At 41.0% G+C, this 346-nt stretch carries 1 protein-coding gene; it reads left to right on the top strand.

What is annotated here, in order from left to right; genetic code table 11:
• Window positions 1-309: integrase core domain-containing protein (locus tag IQO02_RS08505; protein ID WP_029203063.1), on the top strand; the 309-nt coding region annotated here is incomplete at its 5' end.
• Between the last annotated feature and the right edge of the window lie 37 nt (window positions 310-346).

Here is a 346-nt window from a genome sequence, read left to right on the forward strand (position 1 = left end):
CCACAAGAGCGCCTGTTATTTCATACTGACAGAGGCTCTGAATATCGAGCCCATGAAGTTCAAGCTTTACTATCAAAAAATGGAATTGTCCCAAGCATGAATCGCCCAGGTCATTGTACTGATAATGCAGAGGTGGAGTCGTTCTTCCATACGCTCAAAGGCGACATAATTAGGAAAAATAGCTTTAAAAGTGAGAAGCAGCTTAGAGATAAACTTGTCGGTTATATCCAGCATTTTTATAACCGTTATAGACTGCACTCAAGTCTTGGATATCGAAGCCCGCATGAATATGAAGTCATGACGGGTTAAAGAAGATAGGGTGTCCATTTTATCGGGTGAAGATCAT

The sequence above is a fragment of the Vibrio sp. OPT24 genome, from assembly GCF_015163545.1.
Taxonomy (GTDB): Bacteria; Pseudomonadota; Gammaproteobacteria; order Enterobacterales; family Vibrionaceae; genus Vibrio; species Vibrio cyclitrophicus.